The sequence below is a fragment of the [Acidovorax] ebreus TPSY genome, from assembly GCF_000022305.1.
Lineage (GTDB): Bacteria > Pseudomonadota > Gammaproteobacteria > Burkholderiales > Burkholderiaceae_C > Diaphorobacter > Diaphorobacter nitroreducens.
This window is the reverse complement of record NC_011992.1, coordinates 2896299-2922575: the sequence shown is the minus strand read 5'-3', so window position 1 is coordinate 2922575 and position 26277 is coordinate 2896299. Positions and strand designations below refer to the sequence as shown.

At 68.3% G+C, this 26277-nt stretch carries 23 protein-coding genes; 10 read left to right on the top strand and 13 right to left on the bottom strand.

The window, feature by feature from the left end; all coding sequences use genetic code 11:
* Positions 1-68 precede the first annotated feature (68 nt).
* Together DTPSY_RS13740 and DTPSY_RS13735 are read left to right on the top strand one after the other, a co-directional pair.
* The gene (locus DTPSY_RS13740; RefSeq protein ID WP_015914068.1) at positions 69-1151 is read left to right on the top strand and encodes a TRAP transporter substrate-binding protein; all 1083 of its coding nucleotides are present in this window, start codon (positions 69-71) and stop codon (positions 1149-1151) included.
* Positions 1148-3832, top strand: a complete 2685-nt coding sequence (locus DTPSY_RS13735; protein ID WP_015914067.1) for a bifunctional diguanylate cyclase/phosphodiesterase — start codon at positions 1148-1150, stop codon at positions 3830-3832. Before DTPSY_RS13740 ends, DTPSY_RS13735 begins: the two co-directional genes overlap by 4 nt.
* 19 nt (positions 3833-3851) lie before the next feature.
* On the opposite strand, the gene DTPSY_RS13730 is transcribed toward DTPSY_RS13735, so the two are convergent.
* The gene (locus DTPSY_RS13730; RefSeq protein ID WP_041838882.1) at positions 3852-4754 is read right to left on the bottom strand and encodes a DMT family transporter; all 903 of its coding nucleotides are present in this window, start codon (positions 4752-4754) and stop codon (positions 3852-3854) included.
* 132 nt (positions 4755-4886) lie between these two features.
* On the opposite strand from DTPSY_RS13730, the gene DTPSY_RS13725 reads away from it, so the two are divergent.
* The 3 genes from DTPSY_RS13725 to DTPSY_RS13715 all read left to right on the top strand — a co-directional run bounded on the left by DTPSY_RS13725 (position 4887) and on the right by DTPSY_RS13715 (position 7902).
* A complete protein-coding gene (locus tag DTPSY_RS13725; protein ID WP_015914065.1) occupies positions 4887-5873 on the top strand; it encodes a quinone oxidoreductase family protein in 987 nt (328 codons plus the stop codon).
* Positions 5870-6691 (top strand): NUDIX hydrolase, encoded by an 822-nt coding sequence (locus DTPSY_RS13720; protein WP_015914064.1) that lies wholly within the window; start codon positions 5870-5872, stop codon positions 6689-6691. Before DTPSY_RS13725 ends, DTPSY_RS13720 begins: the two co-directional genes overlap by 4 nt.
* A 221-nt stretch (positions 6692-6912) precedes the next feature.
* A complete protein-coding gene (locus DTPSY_RS13715; protein WP_015914063.1) occupies positions 6913-7902 on the top strand; it encodes a bile acid:sodium symporter family protein in 990 nt (329 codons plus the stop codon).
* Here DTPSY_RS13715 and DTPSY_RS13710 read toward each other — a convergent pair.
* From DTPSY_RS13710 to DTPSY_RS13695, 4 genes are all read right to left on the bottom strand, one after another.
* Positions 7893-9563 (bottom strand): Na/Pi cotransporter family protein, encoded by a 1671-nt coding sequence (locus DTPSY_RS13710; protein ID WP_015914062.1) that lies wholly within the window; start codon positions 9561-9563, stop codon positions 7893-7895. The genes DTPSY_RS13715 and DTPSY_RS13710 overlap by 10 nt on opposite strands.
* Before the next feature lie 94 nt (positions 9564-9657).
* Positions 9658-10155 (bottom strand): signal peptidase II, encoded by a 498-nt coding sequence (lspA, locus tag DTPSY_RS13705; protein WP_015914061.1) that lies wholly within the window; start codon positions 10153-10155, stop codon positions 9658-9660.
* On the bottom strand, positions 10155-13010 hold the full coding sequence (gene ileS, locus DTPSY_RS13700; RefSeq protein WP_015914060.1) for an isoleucine--tRNA ligase: 2856 nt from the start codon (positions 13008-13010) through the stop codon (positions 10155-10157). The genes lspA and ileS overlap by 1 nt, the downstream gene beginning before the upstream one ends.
* Positions 13011-13124: 114 nt before the next feature.
* On the bottom strand, positions 13125-14168 hold the full coding sequence (locus DTPSY_RS13695; RefSeq protein WP_015914059.1) for a bifunctional riboflavin kinase/FAD synthetase: 1044 nt from the start codon (positions 14166-14168) through the stop codon (positions 13125-13127).
* Positions 14169-14330: 162 nt separating this feature from the next.
* Here DTPSY_RS13695 and DTPSY_RS13690 point away from each other — a divergent pair, with 162 nt between their 5' ends.
* Complete coding sequence (locus DTPSY_RS13690) at positions 14331-14888, top strand: HNH endonuclease (RefSeq protein ID WP_011806507.1); 558 nt, start codon at positions 14331-14333, stop codon at positions 14886-14888.
* A gap of 60 nt (positions 14889-14948) precedes the next feature.
* On the opposite strand, the gene DTPSY_RS13685 is transcribed toward DTPSY_RS13690, so the two are convergent.
* The 3 genes from DTPSY_RS13685 to DTPSY_RS13675 all read right to left on the bottom strand — a co-directional run bounded on the left by DTPSY_RS13685 (position 14949) and on the right by DTPSY_RS13675 (position 18023).
* Complete coding sequence (locus tag DTPSY_RS13685) at positions 14949-16064, bottom strand: acyl-CoA dehydrogenase family protein (protein ID WP_015914058.1); 1116 nt, start codon at positions 16062-16064, stop codon at positions 14949-14951.
* 12 nt (positions 16065-16076) lie between these two features.
* Positions 16077-17258 carry an acyl-CoA dehydrogenase family protein gene (locus tag DTPSY_RS13680; RefSeq protein WP_015914057.1) on the bottom strand — a complete coding sequence of 394 codons (1182 nt, stop codon included), beginning with the start codon at positions 17256-17258 and terminating at the stop codon, positions 16077-16079.
* Positions 17259-17345: 87 nt separating this feature from the next.
* On the bottom strand, positions 17346-18023 hold the full coding sequence (locus DTPSY_RS13675) for a YceH family protein (RefSeq protein WP_015914056.1): 678 nt from the start codon (positions 18021-18023) through the stop codon (positions 17346-17348).
* Positions 18024-18046: 23 nt separating this feature from the next.
* On the opposite strand from DTPSY_RS13675, the gene purN reads away from it, so the two are divergent.
* On the top strand, positions 18047-18631 hold the full coding sequence (purN, locus tag DTPSY_RS13670) for a phosphoribosylglycinamide formyltransferase (protein ID WP_015914055.1): 585 nt from the start codon (positions 18047-18049) through the stop codon (positions 18629-18631).
* A gap of 64 nt (positions 18632-18695) precedes the next feature.
* Here the strand turns inward: purN and DTPSY_RS13665 are convergent, their stop codons facing one another.
* Both DTPSY_RS13665 and DTPSY_RS13660 read right to left on the bottom strand, forming a co-directional pair.
* Positions 18696-19253 carry a hypothetical protein gene (locus DTPSY_RS13665; RefSeq protein WP_015914054.1) on the bottom strand — a complete coding sequence of 186 codons (558 nt, stop codon included), beginning with the start codon at positions 19251-19253 and terminating at the stop codon, positions 18696-18698.
* 208 nt (positions 19254-19461) lie between these two features.
* Positions 19462-19710: a DUF1653 domain-containing protein gene (locus DTPSY_RS13660; protein WP_041838881.1), complete on the bottom strand. Its 249-nt coding sequence runs from the start codon at positions 19708-19710 to the stop codon at positions 19462-19464.
* Positions 19711-19760: 50 nt separating this feature from the next.
* Between DTPSY_RS13660 and DTPSY_RS13655 the strand changes: the two genes are divergently transcribed.
* The 3 genes from DTPSY_RS13655 to DTPSY_RS13645 all read left to right on the top strand — a co-directional run bounded on the left by DTPSY_RS13655 (position 19761) and on the right by DTPSY_RS13645 (position 24297).
* Complete coding sequence (locus tag DTPSY_RS13655; RefSeq protein WP_015914052.1) at positions 19761-21632, top strand: M48 family metallopeptidase; 1872 nt, start codon at positions 19761-19763, stop codon at positions 21630-21632.
* Between the two features lie 43 nt (positions 21633-21675).
* On the top strand, positions 21676-22953 hold the full coding sequence (locus tag DTPSY_RS13650; protein ID WP_015914051.1) for an RsmB/NOP family class I SAM-dependent RNA methyltransferase: 1278 nt from the start codon (positions 21676-21678) through the stop codon (positions 22951-22953).
* A 132-nt stretch (positions 22954-23085) separates the two neighbouring features.
* The gene (locus DTPSY_RS13645) at positions 23086-24297 is read left to right on the top strand and encodes a DesA family fatty acid desaturase (protein WP_015914050.1); all 1212 of its coding nucleotides are present in this window, start codon (positions 23086-23088) and stop codon (positions 24295-24297) included.
* Between the two features lie 135 nt (positions 24298-24432).
* On the opposite strand, the gene rpmG is transcribed toward DTPSY_RS13645, so the two are convergent.
* The 3 genes from rpmG to trxB form a co-directional block, all read right to left on the bottom strand.
* The gene (gene rpmG / locus DTPSY_RS13640) at positions 24433-24603 is read right to left on the bottom strand and encodes a 50S ribosomal protein L33 (protein WP_011806495.1); all 171 of its coding nucleotides are present in this window, start codon (positions 24601-24603) and stop codon (positions 24433-24435) included.
* Between the two features lie 20 nt (positions 24604-24623).
* Entirely contained in the window at positions 24624-24857 is a 234-nt protein-coding gene (rpmB, locus tag DTPSY_RS13635; RefSeq protein ID WP_003058229.1) for a 50S ribosomal protein L28, read from the bottom strand.
* 232 nt (positions 24858-25089) lie between these two features.
* Positions 25090-26043, bottom strand: a complete 954-nt coding sequence (gene trxB, locus DTPSY_RS13630) for a thioredoxin-disulfide reductase (protein WP_015914049.1) — start codon at positions 26041-26043, stop codon at positions 25090-25092.
* Positions 26044-26277: the final 234 nt, after the last annotated feature.

The following is a 26277-nucleotide window of genomic DNA, read 5'->3' as shown; positions in this document are numbered from 1 at the left end:
CGATGGGGGCGGGCGGCTGCAGGGCTCAGGTGCCGAAAGGGTGTTGCATGCAACTGCTGGGACGACCGATGCGCTGCCCCGCACTGCGCGGGCGGCTGGCCCTGTGGGGCGCGGCGCTGCTGTGCGCGGCCGCGCACGCCGGCGCGCCGGACACGCCCGCGGCCGATGCCCCGCCGTTGCGCCTGCGCGTGGTGGGAGGGCTGGCCGGCGTCACGCAGTACACGCAACTGGAGGCGCCCTTCTGGACGCGCGATTTGCCGCGCCTGAGCGAGGGCCGCTACCGCGCCGATATCGTGCCCTTCGACCGTGCCGGCGTTCCCGGCATGGAGATGCTGCGCCTCTTGCAACTGGGCGTGGTGCCCTTCGGCACGGTGCTCATGAGCTCCCTGTCGGCACAGTACCCCCAGTACACCGCCGTGGACCTGCCGGGGCTGAATCCGGACCTGGCGACGCTGCGCGCTTCGCTCGCGGCCTTCCGTCCGTACCTGGAGAAAGCCCTGCGCGAGGAGCATGGCGTGGAGCTGCTGGCGGTTTACGTTTACCCGGCGCAGGTGCTGTTCTGCAAGGACCCGCTGCTGGGCCTGGATGACCTGCGCGGGCGGCATGTGCGGGTGTCCTCGGCCGCGCAGGGCGATTTTTTTGTGGCGCTGGGCGCCAAGCCCCAGCGCGTGCCCTTCGCGCAAGTGGTCAAGAGCATGGAGACGGGCGCCAGCGAATGCGCCGTCACCGCCAGCATGTCGGGCAACATCCTCGGTCTGCACGCACATGCGGCCTATCTCTACCCCATGCCCATCAGCTGGGGCATGGCGGTGTTTGCGGCCAATCGCGCGGCCTGGCAGGCGCTGCCCGCCGATCTGCGCCAGCTGCTGCAGGCCGAGCTGCCCAAGCTGGAGACGGCCGTGTGGCTCAATGCCCAGGGCGAGACCGAGCAGGGCCTGGCCTGCAATGTCGGGAGCCCCAGCTGCACCACGGGGCGCCAGGGCGCCATGGCGCTGGTGCCGGTGCGCGCGCAGGACGAGGCGCGGCGCGAGACCATCTTCAACACCGTGGTGCTGCCGCGCTGGGTCCGGCGCTGCGGAGCCCGCTGCCGCGATATCTGGGATCGCACCATCGGTCCTGCGCGCCGCATGAGTGCGCCGGTGCAGCCATGAAGCCCACGCCCGGCAGGCGCCTGCACCTGATCACCTGGGGGGTGGTGGCTGCGCTGCTCGCAGGGCTGGCGGTGGCGGTGGCCGTGCTGCTGTGGCATACGCGTGCGGACGCGCTGGACGTTGCCGAGGCGCGCGTCACCCGTTTTGCCGCGGGGGCGGAGGCGGGCATGAACCGCACGCTGCTCTCTTTCGACGTGCTGTTGGCGCATACGGAAGAGCTGCTGGCCCTGCGCGCACGCGACCGTGCGGGCCTTGACGTGGTGGGGGCCGACACGCTGCTGCGCGGCGTGGCGCGGCAGAACCTCCTGCTGCGCTACGTGGCGCTGCTCGATGCGCGGGGCGCCGTGCTGGCATCTTCGGCGTCCACCGGCGAACTGGACGGCGTGGAGCTGCCCGAAGGCTTCCTGGCGGCCGCCCTCGCGCCCGCGGTGGCCACGCTGTCCGTCAGCCAACCCGTGGTGAGTCCTACCAGTTCCGAGCGGGTGCTGTACATGGCGCGCCAGTTGCGCATGGGCGACGGCACGCCGCTGCTGGTCGTCGCGCAGGTGCCGACGGAGGCGCTGGTGGCGGTGCTGATGCAGGGGCTGGAGGTTCCCGACATGGAATTGACGCTGGAGCGCACGCAAGGCGTGCTGCTGCTGGGCGTGGAGGCGCCACAGGGGACCGTGGAGCGCCAGGAGCGCGCAGCGCCGGCCCTGCAGGAAGGCGGCGCGGACGATGGCGTGCACGCATGGCAGGCCAGCGCACGGCTGTCGGGCAAGCCGGCTATGGTGGTGGCGCGGCCGCTCATCTACCCCGATCTGTGGGCCACCGTCAGCCTGCCGCGCGACGCGGCGCTGGCGGGCTGGCGGCAGGAGGCGCAGACGGTGCTGTTCGGCGCGCTGCTGTTTGCGGCCACGGTGGTGGCCGCGGGAAGCGTGGTCGCCCTGTACTTGCGGCGCATGCACAGTGCGCGGCGGGTGGTGGCGCGCTCCAAGGCCACGCTGGACCAGGCGCTCGAAGCCATGGTGAGCGGCTTCGTGTTGCTGGACGCACAGCGCTGCGTGGTGCAGTGGAACCTGCGCTTCGAGGAGATGTTCCCCTGGCTCGTCAGCACCATCGGGGAGGGCGTGCCGTTTCGCCGCGTGCTGGAGACGACTGTGCACTACCACCTGCCCGGCGCCAGCGCGGAGGAAAAGCGCGCGTGGGTGGAGGAGCGCCTGCAGCAGCAGTGCACGCCGCGAGGCGGGGTGGAGCAGCTTTTGCCCAACGGCCATTACGTGCAGATCACCGAGCGCGCCACGGCCGATGGCGGCGTGGTCATCATCTACCACGACGTGACCGACCTGCGGCTGGCCACGGCCGAGGTGGAGCACCTGGCGTTCTACGACCAGCTCACCGGCCTGCCCAACCGGCGCCTGCTGCTGGATCAGCTGGGCGACGCCAGCGCATCGGCGGTGCGTACGGGCACGCATGGCGCGGTGCTGTTCATCGACCTGGACCACTTCAAGACCCTTAACGACACCCTGGGCCACGAGATCGGGGACTACCTGTTGCAGCAGGTGGCCCGCCGCCTGGAAAGCGGCGTGCGCGTGGGCGACATCGTGGCGCGCCTGGGCGGGGACGAATTCGTGGTGCTGCTGGCCGGCCTGGCGACCGAGGCGGAACGCGCCCGCGAGCAGGTGCGCGCCGTGGCCGAGAAGGTCGTGCAACTGCTGGCGCAGCCCTATCCGATCGCGGGGCAGAGCTACCACGGCAGCTGCAGCGTGGGCGCCGCGCTGTTCGGCAGCGTGCTGCAGACCGCGGCCGAAGTACTCAAGCAGGCGGACATCGCCATGTACCAGGTCAAGGCGCAGCGCGGCAACGCGGTGTGCTTCTTCGACCCTCGCATGCAGGTGGCGCTGAGCGCGCGTGCGCGGCTGGAGTCGGACCTGCAGGATGCGCTGCGCGAAGGGCAGTTCCTGCTGCACCTGCAGCCCCAGTTCACGCGCGACGGCGCCGTGGTGGGGGTCGAGGCGCTGCTGCGCTGGCAGCACCCGGAGCGCGGCCTGGTGCTGCCTGCGGAGTTCATCGGCGTGGCGGAGGACAGCGAGCTCATCGTGCCCCTGGGCCGCTGGGTGCTGGCCAGCGCCTGCGAGCTGCTGGCGCGCTGGCAGGCATCGCCGCGGCTGCGCGAGCTGTCGCTGAGCGTGAATGTGAGCGCGCGCCAGTTCCGCAGCCCCGACTTCGTGGAGCAGCTGTCGCAACTCTTGCTGCGCAGCGGCGCACCGGCGCACCGGCTGGAGTTGGAACTTACCGAATCCCTGGTGCTGGAGGACGTGGAAGACTCCATCGCCAAAATGCACCAGCTGCGCACCAAGGGTGTGCGTTTCGCCGTGGACGATTTCGGCACGGGCTACTCTTCACTGGCCTACCTCACGCGGCTGCCATTGCATCGGCTGAAGATCGACCGCACTTTCGTGCACCACCTGGGCGAGAGTCGCAGCGACGATGTGGTGGTGCAGACCATCCTGGGCATGGCGCGCAACCTGGATCTGGAAGTGGTGGCCGAGGGGGTAGAGACAGAGGAACAGCGCAGCTTTCTCGCGCTGCATGGCTGCGACGTGTACCAGGGCTACCTGCTCGCGCACCCCATGCCGGTGGAGGCGCTGCAGGCCCGCTACGGCGACGCGCCGCAGGCGCAGCCCACAGCAGCGCACTGACGCCTGTGCGCGGGCCGGCCTAGGCCCTGCGCGACGACACCACGATGCCACCCACGATCAGCGCGAACGCCAGGGCGTGGTACAGGTGCGGCGCTTCTCCGAGGAAGACCGTGGACAGCACTGCCGCGAACAGCGGTGTGAGGTTGATGAAAAATCCCCCCACCACCGGCCCCGCGCGTTGCGCCGCCACGCCCCAAAAGCGATAGGCCAGGATGGCCGGGCCCACGGCGATGAAGGCCAGGCCAGCAGCCAGCGGCCAGCCCCAGGTGATCTGCGTGGCGCCCAGTGACCATTCCACGCCCGCAAAGGCGCCCGACCAGCCCAGTCCAAAGATCATCTGCGCCATGAGGAAGGCCGCCCAGTCGCCGCGCAGTTCGCGCGGCTCGCTGGTGCGCACCAGCAGCCAGCTGTAGAACGACCAGGAGATGGTGGCCGCGACCATGTACAGGTCGCCCGGCACCAGGCGCAGTGCCAGCAACTGCTCCCAGCTGCCGCGGCTGAGCACCAGCACTACGCCGGCCACCGACAGCAGCACCCCCGCTATTTGCCTGCGCGAGGCCGGCACGCCGAAGCACAGCGCGCCGATGATGAGCATCCATACCGGCATGCCCGAGCCCACTAGCGTCACGTTCAGCGGCGTGGAGGTCTGCAGCGCCAGGTACTGCAGCGCGTTGTAGCTGCCGATGCCCAGCAGGCCCAGCAGCGCATAGCGGCGCCAGTGCGGCCACAGCGGGCTGCCGGGGCGCAGCACCTGCCAGGCTAGCGGCAGCAGCAGCGCAAACGCCAGCAGCCAGCGCACGAAGTTCAGGGTGATGGGCGGGATCAGCGTGTTCAGCGCGCGTCCGACCACGGCATTGCCGGCCCATAGCAGCGGCGCGGCCACGAGCATCGCAATCGTGCCCGGTGAGAGTCGTTGGGTCATAGGGGCAGCAACTGTAAGCGAAAGGCGTGACAGTCGGCGTCCTCCCGTGTGTGTCCCGCGCACGGCAAGGGCTGGCAAATCATGGCAGCATCTGCGGCGTTCGCTTGCAATCATTCCAGGAGACCCATTCCCATGACCCTCGCCGTTCAGATCCGCCAGCACGGTGGCCCCGAAGAACTCCAGATCGTTGACGTGCAGGTCGGCGAGCCCGGCCCGGGCGAGGTGCGCATCCGCCACCGCGCGGTGGGCCTGAACTTCATCGACGTGTACCACCGCACCGGCCTGTACCCCTTGAACATGCCGGCCAGCATCGGCATGGAGGGCGCGGGCGTGATCGAGGCGGTGGGCGAGGGCGTCACGCACCTGCGCGTGGGCGACCGCGCGGCCTACGCCAGCCAGCCGCCCGGCAGCTACTGCGAAGTGCGCGTGATGCCCGCCAAGTGCGTGTGCAAGCTGCCCGATGCGATCAGCTTCGAGACCGGTGCGGCCATGATGCTCAAGGGCCTGACCGCCCAGTATCTGCTGAAGAAAACCCGCCCCGTCGAAGGGCTGGAGCCCGGCGACTTCGTGCTGTTCCACGCGGCCGCGGGGGGCGTGGGCCTGATCGCCTGCCAGTGGGCCAAGGCCCTGGGCCTGCAGCTCATCGGCACCGCAGGATCGGACGCCAAGTGCCAGCTGGCGCTGGACAACGGCGCGGCCTACGCCATCAACTATGCCAAGGAAGACTTCGCCGCCCGGGTCAAGGAGGTCACCGGCGGGCGCGGCGTGAAGGTGGTGTACGACTCCGTGGGCAAGGACACCTGGGACAAGTCGCTGGATTGCCTGCGTCCCTTCGGGTTGATGGCCAGCTTCGGCAACGCGTCGGGCCCCGTGGCGCCGTTCGCACCCGGTATGCTGGGCGCCAAGGGCTCGCTGTACGTCACGCGCCAGACGCTGTTCAGCCACATCACCACGCGCGAGGCCACGCAGGCCATGGCAGACGACCTGTTCGCCGTGGTGGCCAGCGGCCAGGTGAAGATCCACATTGCCCAGCGCTATGCGCTGCGCGACGTGCAGCAGGCGCACCGCGACCTGGAGGCGCGCAAGACCACGGGCTCCACCATCCTCACGCTGGAATGACGGCGCCCAGCCAGCCGGCGCCCGCCTGGGTGGCCGCCGCACGCCGGCAGGCGCATTGCCCGCCAGTGGCACCGCGCGTGCCGCTGCTGTTGGGGCGCGAGTGCGTGGGGTCGGTGGATGCCGCGGTTTTTGACCAGATTGGCATTCAAAGGTTACTGGACAAGCGCTGGCAGCTATCACAAGTAGAGCATCAAGGGCAACCCGCGTGGGCCCTGCCGGCGCAGGAGGCCACGGCGGCGCTGAATGCGCTGGCCCATGCGCTGCGCACGGCGGGCTGCTGCGGCCCCTGGCGCGACGAGCAACTGGCCGTGTGCACGCCCGATGGCCGGCGCCTGGCGACCGTGGAGCGCGGGGCCGTGCGCGTGCTGGGTTTGGCCACGCAGGCCGTGCACCTGGTGGGCTGCACGGCGGGGGGCGCCCTGTGGGTGCAGCAGCGCTCCTTCACCAAGCCCAACAACCCCGGCCAGTGGGACACGCTGATGGGCGGAATGGTGTCCGCGGCCGACAGCCTGCATGAAGCCGTGGCGCGCGAGACATGGGAGGAGGCCGGGCTGCGCCTGGAGCAACTGCAGGCCCTGGCAGCCGGCGGCCAGGTGCAGTTTGCGCAGCCCAGCAGCGAGGCGGGTGGCACCGGCTACATGGTGGAGCGCATCGACTGGTTCCACGCCACCGTGCCCGAGGGCGTGGTGCCGGTGAACCAGGATGGCGAAGTGGCGCGCTTCGAATGTCTCACCCATGGCGAGGTGCACGAGCGCCTGGCCCAAGGGATGTTCACGCCGGAGGCGGCGCTGGTGCTGGCTGGTTTCTACGGTTGGTGATTTGCTATTAAAATAATAGCTGTTACCACTTGATTGACAAGCGTTAGACAGCGATCTCATTCGTTATTGAAGCGCCGCCGCGGCGGTTGCCTGTGCAGCGGACTGGAGAACATGCGGCGCGCCGACGCCATAGGGGTACTTGCCCGACAATCCAGGCCTCATGCCTGCGCCGGCAGGCTCGCCGCACTACGGCACGCTTTCTCCACCGCTCCTCGCACACCATGGCCCGTTCCCGTCTGCTGCCCGACAACTTCACCCTTGCCCTCGTGGCCACCGTCACGCTGGCCAGCCTGCTGCCAGCATCCGGCGCCGTGGGCGCGTTTTTCGAGAAGGCCACCGTGGGCGTGGTGGCGCTGTTGTTCTTCATGCATGGCGCCAAGCTGTCGCGCGAGGCCGTGATCGCAGGCATCGGCCACTGGCGGTTGCACCTGCTGGTGGTGGCCAGCACCTTCATGCTGTTTCCGGTGCTGGGCCTGGTGCTGCGGCCGGTGCTGCAGCCGCTGGTGACGCCAGAGCTGTACACCGGCGTGCTGTTCCTGTGTGTGCTGCCGGCCACGGTGCAGTCGGCCATCGCGTTCACGGCGGTGGCGCGTGGCAACATGGCGGCGGCCATCTGCAGCGCCTCGGCCTCCACCCTGCTGGGTATCGTGATCACGCCGCTGTTGGTGGGCGTGGTGCTGCCGCAGGCCTCGGGCACGGTGCAGCAGGATGTACTGGGCAGCATCGGTCGCATCATGCTGCAGCTGATGCTGCCCTTCGTTGCGGGGCACCTGCTGCGGCCGTGGATCGGCGGTTTCATCAGCCGCCACGCAGCGACGCTCAAGTACGTGGACCAGGGCTCGGTGCTGCTGGTGGTCTACACCGCATTCAGCGCAGCCGTGGTGGGCGGCCTGTGGCGCGAATTGCCGCTGCCCGCGCTGGCCGGCCTTCTGGTGGTGTGCGCGGTGATCTTGGGGCTGGCGCTCACCGCCACCACCTGGCTGGCGCGGCGCCTGGGTTTTTCCAAGGAGGATGAGATCACCATCGTGTTCTGCGGCTCCAAGAAGAGCCTGGTGAGCGGCGTACCCATGGCCAAGGTGCTGTTCCCCTCGGAGGCCGCGGGCGCCATCGTGCTGCCACTGATGGTGTTCCACCAGATGCAGCTCATGGTGTGCGCGGTGCTGGCGCAGCGCTATGCGCGCCGTCCCCAGGCGGCAGCGCCTCAGGGGTGATCGTTCAGCGGCGCGGGCGCCGCGCGCAGGGCCTTGAGGCGGCTGGGGGCCAGCGCGCCGGCCGACTCCAGGATGGGGTAGGCGATGGAGCAGATGTGCGAGTTGATGCGCTTGAGGTCGCTGATCAGGTCGATGTGCAGCGAGCTGGTCTCCATGGCCGGCACCGTGCCGTCCGACAGTCGTAGTAGGTGGCTGGCGGCGTAGGCGCGCTCCAGGTCGCGAAAGCGCACCTTCTCCTCCAGCAGGCGCTGCGCGTCGCGCAGGTTGCCGTTCAGGAACACGCTCATGCCCAGGCGCAGGTTGTCCACCAGGCGCTGGTGCAGTTCGGTGATCTCGGCCATGCCGGCCTCGGAGAAGTCGCGGCCCTTGCGGATCTTCTTGTCCTCGATGTCCTGCAGCACGCGCTCGATGATGTCGCCCACCTGCTCCATGTTGATGGTGAAGCTGATGATGTCGGCCCAGCGGCGGCTTTCCTCCTCGCCCAGGGCCTCGCGCGAGATCTTCGTCAGGTAGTACTTGATGGCGGAGTACAGCTCGTCCACCTCGTCGTCCATCTTGCGCAGGCGTTCGGCCAGGTCCTGGTCGTTGTGGCGTATGACCTGCAGCACGCCCAGCAGCATGGTCTCCACCACGTCGGCCTGGTACAGCGCCTCGCGCGCCGCGCAGGAGATGGCCAGCGAGGGCGTGGACAGCGCGGACGGGTCCAGGTGCTGCGGGCGGCGGCGCTGCGCGCTTTCGGGCTTGGGCAGCAGCCACGCCACGGCGCGCGCCACCCATTGCGTGAAGCCGATGAAGCCCACGCTGATGAGGATGTTGTAGGCCAGGTGGAACAGCACCACGCCCTGGGCCGTGCCGGGCATGTGCGGCTGCAGGTGCCGCAGCCACAGCCCGATGAACGGGGCCACCAGCAGCACGCCCAGGACCTTGAACACCAGGTTGCCCACGGTCACCTGGCGCACCTCCACGGCCGACTTGGCGGTGGTCAGTACCGCCACCAGGCCGCTGCCCAGATTGGCGCCCAGCACCAGGCCCAGGGCCACGTCCAGCGGCACCACGTGCGAGGCGGCCATGGCCGCGATCAGCAGCACGATGGCGAGGCTGGAGTAGGCCAGCACGGCCAGCACCGTGCCCAGGATGATCTCCAGCGCAATGTCGCTGCGCACCGAGCCCAGCACCATCTTGATGACGGGCGAGGCCAGCATGGGGCCGCTGGCCTGCATCACCATCTCCAGCGCCAGCAGCATCAGCCCCAGGCCGATCAGCACGCGCCCCACGCGCCCGGCGGTGCCGGCCTGGCGCGCGATGAACAGCACCACGCCCACGAAGATGAACAGCGGCGACAGCCACGACAGGTCCAGCGAGAACAGCACGGACATGAGCGCGGTGCCCACGTCGGCGCCGCGCATCACGGCCAGCGCCGCGGGCAGCGTGATCAGCCCCTGGCCCACGAAGGACGAGGTCATGAGCGAGGTGGCGGTGCTGGACTGCACCAGGGCCGTCACCCCCATGCCCGAGAGCGCGGCGGAAAAGCGGTTGCCCATGCTGCGCGCCAGCATGGTGCGCAGATTGGCGCCGAACACGCGCAGCACGCCGGTGCGCACGAGGTGCGTGCCCCAGACCAGCAGGGCAATGGCGGCCAGCAGATTCAGCAGGTGTTTCATGGGTGGGCTTGGGCTCTTCCAACGGGTCGTCGTGCGACCATGAAACAGCGCAGCATACCCGCGAACGGGCGCCGTGGTTGCGCCCAGGCGGGTGTCAGCCGGTGCGGCGCACGCGCAGCAGCTCGTCCAGGATCAGGCAGGCCGCACCCACGGTGATGGCGCAGTCGGCCACGTTGAACGCGGGGAAGTGCCAGCCGCGCAGGTGAAAGTCCAGGAAGTCCACGACGTAGCCGTGCTGCAGGCGGTCCACCACGTTGCCGATGGCACCACCCAGGATGCTGGACAGCGCGAAGCAGAACAGCTTCTGCCCCGGGTGGGCGCGCAGCTGCCACAGGATGAAGACCGCCGTTGCCAGCGCAATGCCCGTGAACAGCCAGCGCTGCCATCCCCCGGCATCGGCCAGGAAGGAGAACGCCGCCCCGGTGTTGTGCGCCCGCACGATGTTGAAGAAGCTGGTCACGTAGGTCGCGTCGCCCAGGCGGTAGTAGCCCAGGATCAGCGTCTTGGTGAACTGGTCGGCAATGACGAGCAGCACGGCCCAGGCCAGCCAGGGCCACAGGCTGGCGCTGCGGGAGGCAGCGGCGCGCGCCATCAGGCGTGCACCCGGTTTTCACCGGCGCCATGCAAGTTGCTGTCGCAGCGCCCGCAGAGCGTGGGGTGCTCGGGATTCTGGCCCACGTCGGCACGGTAGTGCCAGCAGCGCTCGCACTTGGCATCGGAACTGGCTGCAACGCTGATCTGCAGGGCGCTTCCAGCTACCAAATGTGTAGCTGAAACGATGAGCACGAACTTCAGGTCGTCGCCCAGGCTGGCCAGCAGCGCATGGTCTTCGGGCGCGGCAGTGAGCGTGACCACAGCCTGCAGCGACGAGCCCACGGTGCCGGCAGCGCGCACGGTCTCGATCTCCTTGTTCACCGCGTCGCGGATCTCACGCAGGCGCTCCCACTTGGCGGCCAGGCCCTCGTCGGCCGTGGGAATGGTCTGGTAGGTCTCCAGGTAGATGGTCTCGGACTGGCCGAACACCTTCCACGCTTCTTCGGCCGTGAAGGACAGGAACGGCGCCATCCAGCGCAGCATGGCGTGGGTGATCTGGTAGAGGGCGGTCTGCGCGCTGCGGCGCGCCAGGCTCTTGGGCGCCGTGGTGTACAGGCGGTCCTTGAGCACGTCGAGGTAAAAGCCCCCCAGGTCTTCCGAGCAGTACAGCTGCAGCTTGGCGACCACGGGGTGGAACTCGTACACCTTGTAGTGCGCCAGGATGTCCTGCTGCAGTTGCGCCGCGCGCGAGAGGGCGTAGCGGTCGATCTCCAGCATCTGCTCGAACGGCACGGCGTCCTGGGCTGGGTCGAAGTCGCTCACGTTGGCGAGCAAGAAGCGCAGCGTGTTGCGGATGCGGCGGTAGGCGTCCACCACGCGCGCCAGGATCTTGTCGTCGATGGCCAGGTCGCCCGAGTAGTCGGTGGCGGCACACCACAGGCGGATGATTTCGGCGCCCAGCTTGCCGCTCACCTCCTGCGGCGAGACCGTGTTGCCCAGCGACTTGCTCATCTTCTTGCCCTGGCCGTCCACCGTGAAGCCGTGCGTGAGCAGGCCGCGGTAGGGTGCGCGCCCGAAGATGGCGCTGGCCAGCAGCAGCGAGCTGTGGAACCAGCCGCGGTGCTGGTCATGGCCTTCGAGGTACAGGTCGGCCTCGGGACCCTCGTCATGGTGCATGGTGGGGTGGGTGCCGCGCATCACATGCCAGAAGGTGGAGCCGGAGTCGAACCACACTTCCAGGATGTCGGTGCTCTTGGTGTAGTGCTTGGCGTCCTCCGCACCCAGGATCTCCTCGGCCGTCACACGGCTCCAGGCTTCGATGCCGCCCTGCTCGACGATCTCTGCGGCCCGGTCGATGATCTCCATGGTGCGCGGGTGCAGCTCGCCCGAGTCCTGGTGCAGGAAGAACGGGATCGGCACGCCCCAGCTGCGCTGGCGCGAGATGCACCAGTCGGGCCGTCCGGCAATCATGTCGCGCAGGCGGGCCTTGCCGTTGTCCGGGTAGAAGGCCGTGTGCTCGATGGCTTCCAGCGCGATCTGGCGCAGGGTCTGTGCGGGTTTCTGCGCCGGGTCGGTGAATACGCCCTCGCCCTCGTCCATGCGCACGAACCACTGCGCCGCGGCGCGGTAGATCACGGGCGTCTTGTGGCGCCAGCAGTGCGGGTAGCTGTGGGTGATGGTGGTGGTGTTCAGCAGGCGGCCGGCGACCTTGAGTGCGTCGATGATGACGGGCACGGCCTTCCAGATGTGCTGGCCGCCGAACAGCGGAAAGTCCGCCGCGTAGGTGCCGTTGCCCTGCACGGGGTTCAGGATCTGGTCGTAGGCCATGCCGTGGGCGACGCAGGAGTTGAAGTCGTCCACGCCATAGGCGGGCGAGGAGTGCACCAGGCCCGTGCCATCGCTGGCAGTGGCGTAGTCGGCCAGGTACACGGGCGACAGGCGCCGGTAGCCCGCGTCCATGTCGTACAGCGGATGCTCGAACTCCAGGCCCGCGAGCTTTTCGCCGGGCACCACGGCCAGCACCTGGCCCGTGAGGCCCCAGCGCGTCATGCAGGCCTCGACCAGTGATTCGGCCACGATGAACAGGCCGCGCTCGGTGTCCACCAGCGCGTACGGCAGCTCGGGATTGAGGTTCAGTGCCTGGTTGGCGGGAATGGTCCAGGCGGTGGTGGTCCAGATGACCGCGAAGGCGTCCTTGGACAGGGCGGGCAGGCCGAAGGCAGCGGCCAGCTTGGCCGGCTCATGTGCCTTGAACGCCACGTCCAGCGTCTGGCTCTTCTTGTCCTGGTATTCGATCTCGAACTCCGCCAGCGACGAGGCGCAGTCGAAGCACCAGTACACGGGCTTCAAGCCACGGTACACGAAACCGCGCTCCATGACCTTCTTGAGCGCGCGGATCTCGCCGGCCTCGCTCGCAAAATTCATGGTCTTGTACGGGTTGTCCCAGTCCCCCAGCACGCCCAGGCGCTTGAAGTCCACCATCTGCTGCGCGATCTGCTCGGTGGCAAACGCGCGGCCCTTGGCCTGCATCTCGTCGCGCGGCAGGTTGCGGCCGTGCAGCTTTTCGATGGCGTTCTCGATCGGCAGGCCGTGGCAGTCCCAGCCCGGCACGTAGATCGCGTCAAAGCCCTCGAGCTGGCGCGCCTTGATGATCATGTCCTTCAGGATCTTGTTCACCGCGTGGCCGATGTGCAGCTGGCCGTTGGCGTACGGCGGGCCGTCGTGCAGGATGAACTTCGGCGCGCCGCTGCGGGCGTCGCGCAGCTTCTTGTAGATGCCCTTGTCGTCCCATTCCTTGACCCAGCCCGGCTCGCGCTTGGGCAGGTCGCCGCGCATGGGGAAGGGCGTGTCGGGCATGTTCAGCGTGCCGCGGTAGGCACTGGCGGGGGCGTTCTTGGGGTTGGAATCGGACATGGGAACCTTCAGGTCAAGGGCGTTCCGGGCGTGGCCCGAAAGGCAAACACGGGGGCAGGACACGGGCGGGGCTGGCGCGGCCCGCCAAGCGCTGGCGGGGCGAAGGCGGCCCCGTCAAATTCGGTCGCGGGTGGTCTGGCGACGGGTCTCTGCGTGGGAGGATGCGAAGTACGCGCGGGCGTCATCGCAGTCCTTGGCGATGCCGGTTGTGAGGGCGCCCAGGCTGTCGTACTTCAGCTCGTCGTGCAGTTTGTGCAGGAGTTCCACGCGCACGATTTTACCGTAGGCCCCCTCGGCCCCCAGGTGAGCGGGCCACTGCAGGCAATGCGTCTCCAGCAGCACGCGCCCGCCGTTCACGTCGCTCGGGTCCAGCGACGGGCGCACGCCCAGGTTGGCCACACCGGGCAGGGGCTCTGCGTCCAGCCCGTGCACCAGTACCGCGAAGATGCCGCTGGCGGCCGGTTTCCAGTGCGCAAAGCGCAGGTTCAGCGTGCGAAAGCCGTCCTGGTGAGGCCCGCTGGCGGCGGAGCGGCCCAGCGACCGGCCCAGCTTGCGTCCATGCACCACGTGGCCAGAGATCGCGTACGGGCGCCCCAGCAGGCGAGTGGCTTCCTCCATGTCGCCGGCGCCCAGGGCGTCGCGCACGGCGGAGCTGGAAACACGCAGCCCGTGCACCTCGTAGCTGTTCATGCGCGCCACCTCGAAGCCGCGCTCGCGGCCGGCGGTGTCCAGCATGGCGTAGTCCCCCGCGCGCTGCGCGCCGAAGCGGAAATCGTCGCCCACCAGCAGGTAGCGCGCACCCAGGCCGCCCACCACCACATCGTCGATGAAGGCCTGGGGTGCCTGGCGTGCCAGCTTTTCGTTGAACGGCAGCACGATGGTCTGCTGCACGCCGCAGCGCGCCAGCTCGGACAGCTTGTCGCGCAACGTGCCGATGCGCGCGGGCGCGAGATCCGGGCGCTTGTGCACCCCGGCGAAGTAGTCGCGCGGATGCGGCTCGAAGGTCAGCACGCAGCTTTGCACGCCGCGGTGCTGCGCCTCGCTGTTCAGCAGGGCCAGCATGGCCTGGTGGCCGCGGTGCACGCCGTCGAAATTGCCGATGGTGAGGGCGCAGGCCGATGCCACGTCCGGGTGATTGAAGCCGCGGAAGATCTTCATCGCAGTGCTTTTCTTTTGATAGCGGCTGGCGCAAGTCCATCAAGCGCTTGACGCCAATTTGTCATGAAAAAGAGTATATTGTGCGCTACCGGCTGCGCTGCACAGTGCGACCGGCGAGACATCAACGTTCCGATTCTTGTGTTCCATGGCAGGAGGCGTGTTGTGAAGGTCTTGAAGCTGTCGGCCCAGGGGCTGCCGCAATCCTGGATAACGCTGGAGCAGGCGGTCACCCACTACGCCGCGGGCGAGGTGCGCTGGGAGATCGGCGCGCAGGTCGCGCTGTTTCGCGGTGGCCATAACGCCATCACCGGCGAGCAGTCACAGATCGCGGTAAGCAGCATCATCGGTACGCGTGGCGTGCCGAACATCAACCCCTTCGACCTCTACCCCAGCCTCACCAACGCCAAGCTGTTCGCACGCGACCGCAACGTGTGCGCCTACTGCGGAGGGCATTTCCAGGAACAGGACCTGACCCGTGAGCACATCGTGCCGTTTGCCAGGAACGGCGTGGACCACTGGATGAACGTGGTCACCTCGTGCCGCCCCTGCAACCACCGCAAGGGCCCGCGTACGCCCGAGCAGGCGCATATGCCGCTGCTGTACACGCCTTACGTACCCAGCCTGTGGGAAGACTTCATCCTGCGCAACCGGCGCATCCTGGCCGACCAGATGGAGTTCCTCATGGCCCACGTGCCCAAGTCGTCGCGGCTGTTGAGCTGACGTTGGCAGCATTCAAAAAAACGCGGCCGAGGGGCCGCGTTTTGCGTTGAGGACGGGCCCTTAGGCAAACACCCCCGCCGTGTCCTGCATGCGCGCGCCCACCTCGCCCAGGTGGTGCAGCGTGTCGCCCCACGACATCTCCAGCTGCGTGAGCGTCTTGAAGTAGTGGCTGATGATGTACTCGTCCGTCACGCCGATGCCGCCGTGCAGTTGCACCGCCTGCTGGCCGACGAAGCGCATGGACTGGCCCAGTTGCACCTTGGCGCGCGCCAGGGCGCGGCGGCGCTCGCCGGCTTCCTCGCCCAGCTTCAGGCTGGCGTAGTAGCTCATGGAGCGCGCCAGCTCCAGCTGCATCTTCATGTCGGCGATGCGGTGGCGCAGCGCCTGGAAGCTGGCGATGGGCACGCCGAACTGCTTGCGCTGGTTCATGTAGTCGGCGGTGATGGACAGGGTCTGCTCCATGGCGCCCACGGCGTAGGCGCAGGCGGCGGCAATGCCGGTGTCCACGGCCAGCTCCAGCGCGGCCAGGCCGTCGGCGGTGGCGAGTGTGGCGGGCGCCTGGGTCAGCGACAGTTCGGCGGCGCGGCTGCCGTCCTGCGTGAGGTAGCCGCGCGTGGCCACGCCGGCCGCGCTGCGTTCCACCAGGAACAGCGCGATGCGGCCATCGAGCTGTGCGGGCACGAGGAAGGCGTCCGCTTGGTCGCCCGCCGGAACTACGCTTTTGATAGCTGTGAGCGCATATCCACCGGGCGCTGCAGCCGCTTTTGCCTCGCAAACGTCGAGGCGGTAGCGGGCCTTGCGCTCCTGGTGGGCCAGCACCACCAGGGCTTCGCCGCTGGCGATGCGCGGTAGCCAGGCGGACTGCATGTTGTCGTCGGCGCATTCGCTAAGCACGCGGGCCGCAATGAACGCATGCGCCAGCGGCTCCAGCACGATGCCGCGGCCCAGCTCTTCCATGGCCACCATGGCATCCACGGCGCCCTGGCCCAGGCCGCCGTGGGCCTCGGGCACGGTGAGGGCCGTGAGGCCCAGCTCGGCCAACTCGTTGTAAGCGGCGCGGTCAAATCCGCCCGCGGCCACGATGGCGCGGCGGCGCTCGAAACCGTAACCCTTGTCCACCCAGCGGCGCACGGCGTCGCGCAGTTGCTGCTGGTCGTCGGAGAAGTTGAAATCCATGGTCTTGTCTCCTTAACCCAGCACGGTCTGAGCGACGATATTGCGTTGCACTTCATTGCTGCCGCCGTAGATGGTGGTCTTGCGCAGGTTGAAGTAGGTGGAGGCGAGCGGGGCGTTGGCGGCCACGCCGCCAGGGAAGTCGCCCTGCCAGCCGGCTTCCATGGCTTCCTCGATGAAGGGCAGGGCGAACGGGCCGGCGGCCAGCATCATCAGCTCTGCGTAGCGCTGCTGGATCTCGCTGCCGCGGATCTTCAGCAGGCCGGCGATGTCCAGCGGGTTCTTGCCGCTCTTTTCCATCGACAGCACGCGCAGCACCAGCATCTCCAGCGCGACGATGTCCACCTCCAGCAGCGCGATCTGGTCGCGAAAGCGCATGTCGTCCCACACGCCCTCGGCCTTGGCGATGCGCTTCAAGCGCTCCAGCTCGCGCTTGGCGCGGTTCACGTCGGCGATGTTGGTGCGCTCGTGGCTGAGCAGGTGCTTGGCGTAGGTCCAGCCCTTGTTCTCCTCGCCGATGAGCTGGTCGGCAGGCACCTCGACGTTGTCGAAGAACACCTCGTTGACCTCGCACTCGCCATCCAGCAGCTTGATGGGCCGTACGGTGACGCCGGGCGACTTCATGTCCAGCAGCAGGAAGCTGATGCCCGTCTGCGGCTTGCCCTCCGTGCTGGTGCGCACCAGGTTGAACATCCAGTCGCCGTACTGGCCGAGCGTGGTCCAGGTCTTCTGGCCGTTGACGATGTATTTGTCGCCCACGCGCTCGGCGCGGGTCTTGAGGCTGGCCAGGTCCGAGCCCGAACCCGGCTCGCTGTAGCCCTGGCTCCACCACACCTCGCCGCTGGCGATGCCGGGCAGGAAGCGCTGCTGCTGCTCCTTGCTGCCAAAGGCCATGATCACGGGTGCCACCATCACCGGCCCGAAGGGCACGATGCGCGGCGCGCCGGCGAGGGCGCATTCCTCTTCGAACAAGTGCTTTTGCACGGCGTTCCAGCCGGGTCCGCCGAACTCCCGGGGCCAGCCGTAGCCCAGCCAGCCCTTGGCGCCGAGGATCTTGGCCCAGCGCTGCATGTCGTCCTTGGTCAGGCGCAGGGCGTTGTGCACCTTGTGTGCGATGTCCTGGGGCAGGTGGGTGCGCACCCAGGCGCGAATTTCCTCGCGGAATGCCTGCTCTTCGGGGGTGAATGCAAGGTCCATGTGCTGTCTCCTGTGAAGCCGCCGTTGTAGCACGGGCGTGCTTTTCAGCCCTGTCCGAACCGTGACAGGGGCGGGGTCTTGACGAGGTCAGTGCTCGGCCACGCCCAGTTGCTCGCACAGGCGCTGCACGGTGGCGCGCAGCGCGGCCACCTCATCCTCCAGGGCCTGTACGCGCTGGGCCAGTGCGCCGTCTTCCTCGCTGCGTGACGCGGGCGATGCGCTGGCCATCTGGACGGGGCTGGCATCCACAGGGCCGCACAGCAGGTGGGCCCAGCGCGGCTCGCGCGCGCCCGGTGCGCGCGGCAGCAGCGTGACCAGCGGCCCGCCCTTGTCATCGGAGCGCGACTGCAGCTCGTCCAGGAAGGCCTCCACCGAGGAGATATCGGCAAAGCGGTGCCAGCGCTCGGCGTTGATGCGCAGCTCGCCCGCGGTTTGCGGGCCGCGCAGCATCAGCAGGCCCAGCAGCGCGGCGGACTGGTCGGGTACGCCCACGCCGCGGGTGAAGTTGTGCTCCCAGCGCGCCACGCGCGCGCCGCCGATCTCCAGCACCAGCGTCTGCTGGCGCAGCTCATCCAGCGCCTGCTGCACCTCGCTCTCGGTGAGCTGCATGACTGGATCGCGGCTGCTCTTTTGGTTGCAGCCGGCCAGCAGGCTGTTGAGGGTGAGGGGATAGCTGTCGGGCACGGTGCGGGACTTTTCCAGCAGCGTGGCAAGCACGCGCGCTTGCGGCGCGGTCAGGGGGCGGGTGCGGGCGTCAAAGGGCATGGGCAGGGGATAATTTCCGGCAAATGAAGAACATCGTGATTTTGATCTCCGGCGGCGGCTCCAACATGGCGGCCATCGTGCGCACCGCGCAGCAGCAGGACTGGGCAGGACGCCACGGCATCCGTGTGGCCGCGGTGCTGAGCAACAAGGCAGATGCCAAGGGCCTGGCGCTGGCGCGCGAGCAGGGCATTGCCACCCAGGTGCTGGACCACAAGGCCTATCCCTCGCGCGAGGCGTTCGACACCGCGCTGGCCCAGGCCATCGACGCTTACGAGCCGTCCCTGGTGGTGCTTGCCGGCTTCATGCGCATCCTTACCCCGGGGTTCGTGGACCATTTCGCGGGCCGGCTGGTCAACATCCACCCCTCGCTGCTGCCGGCCTTCACGGGCCTGCACACGCACCAGCGCGCCATCGACGCCGGATGCAGGTTCGCCGGCTGCACGGTGCACGAGGTCACGGCAGAACTGGACGTGGGCCCCATCCTGGACCAGGCGGTGGTGCCCGTGTTGCCGGGTGATACGGCCGACGCGCTGGCCGCTCGCGTGCTCACGCAGGAACACCTGATCTATCCACGCGCCGTACTGGCGCATTTGCTCGCAAATCGATAGCTTTTAGCGCTGATGGGGCGTGCGCTGGAGCGTGATTTGCTTGCAATCCGCCCGGGCAGCACGCTCACAGCGTGCGCGCCACCTGCGCGCCGCCGCCATCCTGCAGTAGTGCGCGCGCCTGCCGTGTCTGCGCGGTGTCGGTCGGGTGCACCACCACCGCCCAGCGGCCCTGCTCCAGGGCTTCCCGCACCTCGGTGATCAGCCCCACGTGGTCGGGGCGCATGGTCACCAGGCCGCCGGCCAACAGGCCGAAGGTGGTGCAAAAGCCCACCACGGCGATGAAGGCCAGCAGTGGGCTGCTGGCGATCAGCGGGGTGCCCGAGCGCAGCAGCCACGCGTACAGCAGCAGGCCGACCACGCCGCCCGCGAAACCGGCCACCACGTGGGCGCGGATCATCGTGCGGAAGATACCGCGCTGCTCCGGCTCCAGCGTGCGGCCGAAGTGCTCGGCATGGTCTTCCCGCGCATCCTCCGGCCCCAGCATGCGCACCTGGCCGGGCGCCATACCGGGCAGGCTTTGCAGCCGCGCCACCATCGCCTGCGCGTCGGCCCGGTCGTTGAACACGGCGACCACCTTGGTCAGCGACCGCTCGCCAAACATTCCCTGTAGCAGATAGTCCATGAAAGGCTCCTTTCCGCGGCGCACGGGGCTCGCCTGCGCACGCCGCCGCTTGTCGTCCTGACTACACCGTAGTGCCCGCCTTTGGGCACCGGCGTAGGACAAGGGAGGGCAGGGGTGCCGGGCCGCGCGCGCAGCCAGTAGGCGGTATTTGCTATTGAAAGAGGAGCTGCTACCGCTTGATGGACAAGCGCAAGGGCCGTATTTGGCTTCAATCCTCGGGTGTGCCCGCGCACGCGGCGAAGCGCGGCTGCTCGAGGCCATCGACCACCACCGTCCCGTTGAACATGGCGGCCGGGCGCACCCACAGGCCCTGCTCGCCGTACAGCGCGCGGTACAGGGTCATGGGCTCCAGCGTCTCGCTGTGGCGTACCGTGCCGAGCACCTCGTACAGCCCGCCTTTGTAGTGGCGATAGCGGCCGGGGGGTGTGCAAACCAGGGGTGGCAGTTCATCGTTCATGGATAGCATTCGCGGTGGAAAAAATACGCATCACAACGGGAGGGCGGTTGATGGAGAAGGCGGACTTCATACACATGGTGCGCATGAGCGAGATGGCCAGCGCCGACGACAGCCGTGCCTACCGCCGCGGCGTGGCCGCCTTTGCGGCGCTGGGCTACGCCTGGGTGCTGGGCTGCCTGGCGCTGGCCGTGGGCATGCTGGTGTGGGTGGTGCCCCAACTCCTCCACGGCAAGTTCCGCTTCGCCTGGGTATGGATTGTGATGGCCGCGTGCGGCCTGTTATGGCTGAGCCTGCGTGCGCTGTGGGTGCCGCGCAGCCCGCCCCAGGGCGTACAGATCACCGCGCGTGAGGCGCCGGCACTGTTCGATGCGCTGGAGCGCATCCGCCGCAAGATCAAGGGGCCGCCCATCCACGAGGTGTATCTGGACGACGACTTCAACGCCAGCATCCGCCAGGAGGCACGCTGGGGCATGCTGGGCGGTGCGCGCAATCAGCTCACGCTCGGTCTGCCGCTGCTCATGGCGCTGGACAAAAAGCGCCTGCTGGCGGTGCTGGCCCACGAGTACGGCCACCTGCGTGGCGACCACGGGCGCTTTGCGGCCTGGATCTACCGCACCCGCCTGAGCTGGCACCGCCTGCACGAGGGCATGCAGGACGATGCCGGCCCCATGGCCGTGGCCACGCGGGCGTTTCTGGACTGGTACTGGCCGCGCTTTGCCGCCAAGACCTTCGCCCTGGCCCGCCAGGACGAATACGAGGCCGACCGCATCGCCGCGCGCCTGCTGGGCCAGGATGAGGTGGCCGCCGCGCTCACCGAGGTCGAGATCAAGGGCGCCTGGCTGGGCGAGCAGTTCTGGCGCCAGCACTGGCAGGGCGCGCTGTCCCAACCGCTGCCCGCCGGGCCCTACGGCGCCCTGCAGCGCCTGCTGGCACTGCCGCCGGAGCCGGCCTTCGCCCAGATGGCGCTGCGCGAAGCGGTACGGCGCCTGAGCGGCGTGGACGACACCCATCCCGTGCTGCGCGACCGGGTGGAGGCGCTCACGGGTGGGCGCCCCACGCTGCCGCCGTGGTCGCAGCGCGGGGCGCTGTCGCTGCTGGGGGCGCAGGCGCGCGGCTGGCTGGCGCACTTCGATGATCAGTGGTGCAAGGCCAACGCCACGGTGTGGAAGCAGCACCACGCCCGCCTGCAGCGGGCGCAGGAGCGCGTGCGCACCCTGCAGTCCACCCAGGCCGGCAACAGCGCCACCGAGACCGTGGAGTTGGCGCGGTTGATGCGCCGGCTGGACCCGCAGGCCGCGGTGCAGCCGCTGTACGAGCGCGTGCTGGCGCGCGAACCCGCCCATGTGGGTGCGCTGCTCGGGCTGGCCGACAGCCTGGCGCCACAGGACGTGGCAGGGCGCCTGCGCTGTTGCGAGGCATTGTGGGACTGCAGTCCCACCCATCGCTGGGGTGCGGCCCGCGGCGCGGTGCAGGCGCTGGAGCAGCGTGCCGAGGCCGGTGGGGACTATGACGCCGAGGCCCTCAAGCGCTGGCGCGAGCGCGTGCGCCAGGCGGAGGAGGTGGAGGATGCCGCCCTGGAGGAGCTGTACGACACGCCTTTCTTCCAGCGCGTGACGCGCCACGATCTGAGCGCGTTCGAGCTCGGCGAGTTGCAGGCCGAATTGGCCCTGCACCGCGCGGTAGCGCGCGCATGGCTGGTGTGCAAGCAACTGCGCGCCATGCCCCAGCGGCGCACCTACCTGCTGTTCGTGCAATTGCGCGGTCTGGATGCGCAGGCGCGCTTTGCCCTGTGCCGCCGTCTGGAGAGCGAGCTGGAACTGCCGGGACAGGTGCTGGTGCTCGCGGCCGGTGACACGGCGGCGCTGGAGGACATCGAGCGCCAGGCGTTCGAACCTGTGCACGCCGGGCCCGGAGGGGCTTGAGGCGGCGGCGGATGATGCGGGCGCGAGATGGGACAATCGCGCCATGCATCCCAAAGCCCTTGTGGACGCCTGCGCGGAACTCGTCAGGCTGGTCCTTACTTTTGAACACCCGGCCGACGCCGTGGTCTCGCGCTACTTCCGCGAGCACCGCGGCCTGGGCCCGCGCGAGCGCGCCACGCTGGCCGAAACCGTCTACAACGTCCTGCGCAAGAAGCTGCTGTTCGAGCAGCTGGCGCGCTCGGGCGCGGGCCCCAAGGAGCGGCGCCTGGCCATCCTGGGCTTTCACGGCCCGCGCGACTTCGTCAAGAGCGCACTGACCGAGCAGGAAAAGTCCTGGCTGGACCAGTGCGACGCCGTGCGTCCTGAAGACCTGCTGGCGCCGCACCGCCACAACCTGCCCGAATGGCTGGTGGCGCCGCTCAAGGAGCAGCTGGGCGAGAGCGGCTTCTGGGCCCTGGCCGACAGCCTGGCGCAGCCTGCGCCATTGGACCTGCGCGTCAATGCCTTGAAGGAAAAACGCGACCAGGTGCAGAAGGAGCTTGCGCAAGCAGCTATCAAATCGGTAGTGACACCCTATTCTCCCTGGGGACTGCGCATCGCCGGCAAGCCCGCGCTCACCAAGCTGGACGCGTTCACGCGCGGCGCTATCGAGGTGCAGGACGAGGGCTCGCAGTTGCTCGCGCTGCTGCTGGACGCCAAGCGCGGCGAGATGGTGGTGGACTTCTGCGCCGGTGCCGGCGGCAAGACGTTGGCCATCGGCGCGGCCATGCGCAGCACGGGGCGGCTGTACGCCTTCGACGTGTCGGCCCACCGGCTGGAGGCGCTCAAGCCCCGCCTGGCGCGCTCGGGCCTGTCCAACGTGCACCCCGCGGCCATCGCCCACGAGCGCGACGAGCGCGTCAAACGCCTGGCCGGCAAGATCGACCGCGTGCTGGTGGACGCCCCCTGTTCGGGCCTGGGCACGCTGCGCCGCAACCCCGACCTGAAGTGGCGCCAATCGCCCGAGGCGCTGCGGGAGCTGGCCGGCAAGCAGACCGCCATCCTGGAAAGCGCGGCGCGCCTGGTCAAACCTGGCGGGCGGCTGGTCTATGCCACGTGCAGCGTGCTGCCGCAGGAAAACGAGGCCATTGCCGAAGCCTTCGGCGCGGCGCATGCCGATTTCGAGCCGCAGGACGCCGGCGCGCTGCTCACGCAGCTGAAGGTGCCCGATGCCGCACGCCTGTGCCATGGCGGCGCCAGCGGCACTGGATATCTGCGGCTGTGGCCTCATCTGCACCAGACGGACGGTTTCTTCGCTGCCGTCTGGACCCGCCGCGCGTAACTTTCCTACGCGTTGGCACGCAACGCGAAGCCATCCTGGCGGCCGGGCATGTTCCGGTCCGCGGAGACGGCGCCCGACAATGTGGAACGCCGCCGGCTGTGCGGCGGTATTGGATAGTGGATCGAGGTTTGTATGTTGTTTGATAGCGCCGCGTGGAATACCGCGCTCGACTGGCTGGCGCATGGCGTGTGGGACCTGGCCTGGTGGCAGATCGTGTTCTACACCCTGGCCACCACACACATCACGATCGCGGCGGTGACGATCTTCCTGCACCGCTCGCAGGCGCACCGTGCGCTGGACCTGGGGCCTGTGCCTGCGCATTTCTTCCGTTTCTGGCTGTGGCTGGGCACGGGCATGGTCACCAAGGAATGGGTGGCCATCCACCGCAAGCACCACGCCAAGTGCGAGACGCCCGACGACCCCCACAGCCCGCAGACGCGCGGCCTGCGCACCGTGATGTGGCGCGGGGCCGAGCTGTACCGCGCCGAGGCGGCCAACGCCGAGACGCTGAAGAAGTTCGGCCACGGCACGCCGGACGACTGGATGGAACGCAACGTCTACAGCCGCTTCACCTGGCAGGGCGTGGGGCTGATGCTGGTCATCAACCTGGTGCTGTTCGGCGCCGTGGGCGCCGCCGTGTGGGCGGTGCAGATGGCGTGGATCCCGTTCTGGGCCGCGGGCGTGGTCAACGGCGTGGGCCACTATTGGGGTTACCGCAACTTCGAGGCGCAGGATGCCTCCACCAACCTCGTGCCCTGGGGCGTTGTGATCGGCGGTGAAGAACTGCACAACAACCACCACACCTATCCGACGGCCGCGAAGTTTTCGGTCAAGCCGTACGAGTTCGACGTGGGGTGGCTCTACATCAGCGCGTTGCAGCGCCTGGGCTGGGCCAAGGTCAAGAAGGTGCCGCCCAAGCTGCGCCTGGGCGCCGTGAAGCCGGTGGCCGACGAAAAGACGCTGGAGGCGCTCATCGCCAACCGCTACGAGGTCATGGCCGGCTATGCGCGCGGCGTGCGCCAAGCCTGCAAGGACGAGATCGCCGCGCTCAAGGCGCGCAAGGCCGATGTGTCGGCCCTCAAGCGCGCCAAGCGCTGGCTGCACCGCGACGCCGAGAAGGTCCCTGCCCAGGCCCAGCCGACGCTGGCCGAAGTGCGTGCAGCGCACCCCGTACTCGACAAGATGGTCACCATGCGCGAGGAGCTGCGCCAGCTCTGGCTCAACACTTCGCAGTCGCGCGACCAGCTGACCGCGGACCTGCAGGCCTGGTGCCAGCGGGCCGAGGCCAGCGGCATCGCGGCGCTCAAGGAGTTTTCGCTGAAGCTGCGCGCGGCCCACGCCTGAGCGACACGGCGGCTGGCTTTCACCGCAGTACCGCGGCGACCCGAAAGGGTGCCGCGGTTTTTTATGCCCACGCCGGACATGAAAAAAGCCGCCGGGCGCAACGCCGGGCGGCTTTTTGACAGGAGCCGGGCCGAATTACTTCAGCTTGGCTTCCTTGTACTCGACGTGCTTGCGAGCCTTGGGGTCGAACTTGATGATCGACATCTTCTCAGGCATCGTCTTCTTGTTCTTGGTGGTGGTGTAGAAGTGACCGGTTTCGGCCGTGGACACCAGCTTGATCTTTTCGCGTCCGCCTTTGGAAGCCATGGTTGTTCTCCTTGAGGAAATTAGGCTTGGCCACGGGCACGCATGTCTGCGAGCACGGAGTCGATACCGTTCTTGTCGATCAGGCGCAGAGCGGCGCTGGACACGCGCAGGCGCACCCAACGGTTCTCGCTTTCCACCCAGAAACGGCGGTACTGCAGGTTGGGCAGGAAACGGCGCTTGGTCTTGTTGTTGGCGTGGGAGACGTTGTTTCCCACCATGGGCTTCTTGCCCGTTACTTCACATACGCGTGCCATCAGGACACTCCGATAGTTGCAACGGCTGCCGGCGCTGAAGTCCCGCGAGAGCAGGAGCGTGCCGGTCAGCCTCACCTCGCCAGTTTGAACGGGTGGCGGTAACCCGGTCGCCGCAGCCTTTGCGCTGCAATTGCAGGCGCAGGATTTGGCAAAGCCGCGCATTATAGCCCGAATATCAAAAAGCCCCTGCATGCCGAAACCTGCAGGAGCCGGATGCGCGGGGCTTAGTGCGTTATTCCTGCTGTTCCAGGAAGCGCTGCGCGTCCAGCGCGGCCATGCAGCCCGTGCCGGCGCTGGTGATGGCCTGGCGGTACACATGGTCCTGCACGTCGCCGGCGGCGAACACGCCCGGCACGCTGGTCTGCGTGGCAAAGCCCTTGAGGCCGCCCTGGGTCACGATGTAGCCGTTTTCCATCGCCAGCTGGCCCTGGAAGATGTCGGTGTTGGGCGCATGGCCGATGGCAATGAAGCAGCCTTGCAGCGCGATGTCCTCGGTGTGGCCGTCTTCGGTGTGCTTGAGGCGGATGCCGGTCACGCCGGTGGCGTCGCCCAGCACCTCGTCCAGCGTGAAGAAGGTCTTGAGCTCGATCTTGCCGGCCGCCACCTTCTCCATGAGCTTGTCGATCAGGATGGGCTCGGCGCGGAACTTGTCGCGGCGGTGCACCAGCGTCACCTTGCGAGCGATGTTGGACAGGTACAGCGCTTCCTCTACGGCGGTGTTGCCGCCGCCGACCACGCACACGTCCTGTTCGCGATAGAAGAAGCCGTCGCAGGTGGCGCAGGCGGACACGCCCTTGCCCATGAAGGCTTCCTCGGAGGGCAGGCCCAGGTACTTGGCCGATGCACCCGTGGCGATGATGAGCGAGTCGCAGGTGTAGGTGCCACTGTCGCCCGTAAGGGTGAAGGGGCGCTTGGACAGGTCCACCTGGCTGATGTGGTCGAACACGATCTGCGTTTTGAAGCGCTCGGCATGTTCCTGGAAGCGCTGCATCAGCTCGGGGCCTTGCACGCCGTTCACGTCGGCGGGCCAGTTGTCCACCTCGGTCGTGGTCATGAGTTGGCCGCCCTGGGCCAGGCCCGTGATGAGCACGGGGTTGAGGTTGGCACGGGCGGCATACACCGCAGCGGTGTAGCCCGCCGGGCCGGAGCCGAGGATCATGACTTTGGCGTGTTGGGTAGTGGACATGGCTGAAAAGTAAGGTTTTGTTATGCCGGGCGACCGGCGTGCCCCGTAAGAACCTGGGGCCGGGCCCCCCAGTATCAACCGGTCCGCGCGGGCGCCTGCGGTCGGGTTTTCAATCGCGGCCATTGTAAGAAGCCATGAATAACACGGCCGGGGCGGGCGTATCGGCCTTTGCGCTGGCGCAGCGCGGTGACAAAAAGGCGCGCAGCCGGCAGGCCTGGGGCGGGTTGCGGCACG